Annotated in this window: 4 protein-coding genes; all 4 read left to right on the top strand. The window is 67.0% G+C overall.

What is annotated here, in order from left to right:
* Window positions 1–612: hypothetical protein (locus HG543_RS52130; protein WP_169352440.1), on the top strand; the 612-nt coding region annotated here is incomplete at its 5' end.
* Window positions 613–787: 175 nt separating this feature from the next.
* Entirely contained in the window at window positions 788–1,597 is an 810-nt protein-coding gene (locus HG543_RS52135) for a DUF8758 domain-containing protein (RefSeq protein WP_169352441.1), read from the top strand.
* A 170-nt stretch (window positions 1,598–1,767) separates the two neighbouring features.
* Entirely contained in the window at window positions 1,768–2,559 is a 792-nt protein-coding gene (locus HG543_RS52140; protein ID WP_169352442.1) for a hypothetical protein, read from the top strand.
* 494 nt (window positions 2,560–3,053) lie between these two features.
* Window positions 3,054–3,955 (top strand): SitA5 family polymorphic toxin (gene sitA5, locus HG543_RS52145; protein WP_439332624.1); only part of this gene is annotated, 902 nt, incomplete at its 3' end.

Raw genomic sequence — 3,955 nt, forward strand, 5'->3', positions numbered from 1 at the left:
GGAGGCGGGGGGACGTTCGACCCCGCCAACCCGCCTCCGCGCTACAGCAACTGCCACAGTGGCCACTGCCACCGGGACGACGGCGCCCTGGTGGACTACGAGGACATCCAGGCGGAGCTGGACGGTGGCGGAGGTGGGCCCACGGTGGTGTCCGTCATCACCTTCCCGGGCGAGCCGCTGGACCTCGTGGCGGGCACCCGCCGGGAGCTGGCGTGCGAGGAGTGCGACGTGCCCGAGGGCGGGCTCGACAAGGTGAGCGTGACGTTGACCCGGCTCACCCTCCGTGGCGCCGTGCGCGACAGCCGCGCCGTGAGCCGGTTGGAAGGCGAGGTGCCCTTCACGCTGGAGCTGCCCCTGGCGGCGGACACGCAGGAGGCGCTGGGCGGCTCGCTCGACATCCCCGCCGACCGTGCCCACCCGCCACGGGTGTCCCTGGCGTTCACGTTCGAGCCCACGGCCGCGCTGCTGGACGGCATCGACTGGGCCGCCCTGGCACGGACGGAGGACAGCATCGACCTCGCGGTGGAGGCCAACCAGGCGGCCCGGAATGCCCTCCTGGAGCACCTGGCCGAGGTGGAGCTGGAGGCGGAGGTCACCCGGACGGGGGACTGATTCGAGAGGTCGCCGCTGCTGCGAGGCGCCACCGCCGTGGGGTGGCGCCTTGAGCAAGCCGGGGCTACCGGCCGAACTTCACTTCAGCCGGGGCTGGTTTCTGCCTTGCGGGGCGCCCTTGATAGGATGCGGATTGCCGCGGCGAAGAGCTGCGGGGCTGCGTTCAAGGGGGGACATGCAATTGGAGAAATGGGCCGAGCGGCGCATCCTCATCTTGGGGATGACCTACCCGAGCTACTCGCGCAAGTACGTGGAGAACGTCTGCACGGGCGGCCTGGACAGCGAGACCTTGCAGATGGTGCGCCTCCACCCGATTCCGCATCGCTACATGGAGGACGGGAGCCGCTTCCACAGCTTCCAATGGATTTCGGCCCGGGTGATGCCGCACCAGAGCGACCCGCGCCCCGAGAGTCTCCGAGTGGAACCCGACTCCATCCGCGTGGGGGAGCAGATTCCCGCCGCACAGATGCAGGAACGGGTACGTCTGCTTCGCAAGTCGCCGAGCCGTGTCCGCTCCGTGGAGGAGCTTCATGCACTGGAGAAGTCCGAGAAGCGCTCCCTGGGCATCGTGCAGCCCAAGGAGATCACGGGCATCCGGCTGCGAACCAAGACGGAGGCGGAGCGGCGGGACTGGCTGCGGATCGAGCGGCTCGTTCTCCGGCAGCAGGCCATGTTTGGGACGCCCAAGCCGCTCGACTTTCCCGAGGCGGACTTCGTTGTCTCCTGGGTGTGCGACGACCCGACCTGCAAGGGGCACGAGAGTGGGTTGAAGAAGTGGGACCTCCACGAGCTGTATCGAAAGCTCAAGGGGGACCCGAAGCGCGACGAGAAGACCCTGGAGATGATGCACAAGCAGCTCAACCTCAAGGAGCGCGAGGTCTTCTTCTTCCTGGGCAGCTTCCGGGGCCGGATGTACCAGTTCGGCCTGATGGACACGTTCAGCGCGCCGATAGAGCGGCAGCGGTCGCTTTTCGACCTCGGCTGATGGGCTGCCGGCTCATCTCCCCGGCAACCGGCACGCTGTTGGCGCTCCTGCCGGGACTTGCCAGGAAGCTCCCTCTGCATGCGTATAGGCATGGCCGCAGAGACGCTGGACTTGTAAAGACGTGTGCGCCACTACCTTCTGCCGACCGGTTTAGTCCGTGGAGAAAGTGCTTGTTCAAGATCCAGAAGTTCATGGACGAGAGCCCCGCCAATCCCATCGTGGCCCGGCTCTCCTTGGGCCTCATTGACCTGCTACCAGGCACGAAGCTCTCGGACAGTCAGAAAGAGGAGTTGTCCCTGTTGTGCTTCGAGGTGATGCCGCTCATGGTCGCCGCGGACAAGACGGCACGCCGGGTCGCGGATGAACTCGATGAGATCGGGCAGCGAGTCCTGGTCTCCGGCCCGGCGCTCCAGCGTAACGCGGTCGAGATGCCCAGCGCCTTGAACCTTCACGACGTGGGCACGTTTCTCGTGCAGGGCAAGAAGGTGCTCCAGAGCGCCATCAAGGTCTTTGGAATCGTGTTCGGCCAGAAGTTCGGGGCCGCCCACTTCCACAAGGCGCTGGACTGGGCGAAGAAGACGCTCGGCGAGGGGCATCCCGTAACGCGCATGCTCGACACGCACAGCAAGTGGCTGGCCCACTTCATCGACCTGCGAAACCGGGAGGAGCACCCGCAGCCCGGCCAGCAGCTCGTCAGCAACTACGACATGAACCAGGGGCCGGACGGGACCTGGGCCCTCACTCCCCCGAAATTCTTCGACGGGACCGACGTGAAGAACTTCCTCAGGGGCTCTATCAACGACCTTCTCACCTTCATCGAGGAACTGGTCGTGGTGTCGCTCCGAGGCCACCTGCGCCCCGGTTTCGAGATCTTCGAGATTCCGGAGGGCCAGCGAGACCCCCGCCGTCCAATTCGTTTCGTCCTTGGCCCACTCGGTTCTCTTCCGCCAGCAGGAGGATGAGCTTGAAGCCCTCGGTCCGTGTTCAACCGCTGAGGGGCGGGGACGGCGGGATTCTGTACGGATTCTGTACGGACCGGGCCGGTGGCAAGCGAACGCCAGCGACGGCCCACGGTCAGTCAGAATAGGGGGTTACGGCCAAGGGTTCAGAAGGTGAGGGGCAGGGCCGGGATTATGAGACCGCCGCTCTAACCAGGTGAGCTACCTGGCCACAAAGTGACGCCCGTATAGCGGGACGGAGGCGCCGCCGCAAGGGCTTCGAAGCGGGATAACCCCAGATGACGGCGATCTTCTTCCGCCTGTGGCCCTTGGGCGGGAGCCTTCCAGGCTGCTCGGCGGGCCGGCGGCGGCGGAACCCGGAGGGCTCGGGCCCGGAGCGGAGAACCGCGGTCGGGCGAGAACCGTGAATCAGCGACGGAGGCCGGGTAGCCTTACACGGTATCCATGTTTTCCTGGGATGATGCTCTCGAAGCTTGGGGGACGTTCCGGAGAAGAACATGAACCTGCGGTGGGTGACCGTCGTGCTGTTGGTGGGGCTGGTGGGCACGGGGTGTGCGGCCTCACGGGTGGTGCACCTGGATACGGGGGAGGGGCGCGCCATCGTTCACGCGCCACGCCTGGACGCGGAGCCCGTCGAGCTGGACGACGACGAGTTCGAGGGGGCTGTCCGGCAACTGGCCCGTTCCACGCCCCACGCACCGCGCCCGAGGGAAGCGGCACTTCGGCTGTTCGACCTGGATGACCACCGCGCCGGGCCACGGATGCGCGGCCGCCTGGGACTCGTCTCGGTCGAGGAGCCGGGCCGGGGTCGTCTTCGCGTGACCGAGGCGCCGGGCGTGGAAACGGAGCTGGTGCGCGCCTACGGAAGGTGGTGCCAACGCGAGCAGGGGACTCGCGACTGCCTGCACTTGCTGGATGAGGGCCTCACCCTGGATGAGGAGGGCAAGCGCACCCTGGCCTTTCGTCTGGCCCTGGACTCGGTCTGGGACGAAACGGTCGAGGCCCTGGAGGACCTGACCGACAAGGAGGCGATGGTGACGATGCTCGCCACGACGGGAGCCGTCTACTTCGCCTTGTGGCTGGTGCCCGAGCCAGTGCTGTCGAAGGGCATCGCCGCGACGCTGACGGTGGCGCTCATTGCGTACCTGGGCTGGGACACGGTGTGGAGCCTCGTGCAGGGCTGGCGGGTACTGGCGAAGGCGGTGGATGCGGCGAACACCTTCGAGCAGATAGAGGAGGCGGGAGAGAAGTACGGAAAGGTGATGGGGAAGAACGCCGCGCGGGCGTTCGTCATGCTGGCGATGGCGGCGCTGGGGAGCACGGCGCAGACGCTGGCGACGCGGATTCCCACGCTCCCCGGCTCCGCGCAGGCCTCACTGGTGGGGGTGGGGCAGGGCGG

This window comes from Pyxidicoccus fallax, assembly GCF_012933655.1.
Classification (GTDB): Bacteria; Myxococcota; Myxococcia; order Myxococcales; family Myxococcaceae; genus Myxococcus; species Myxococcus fallax.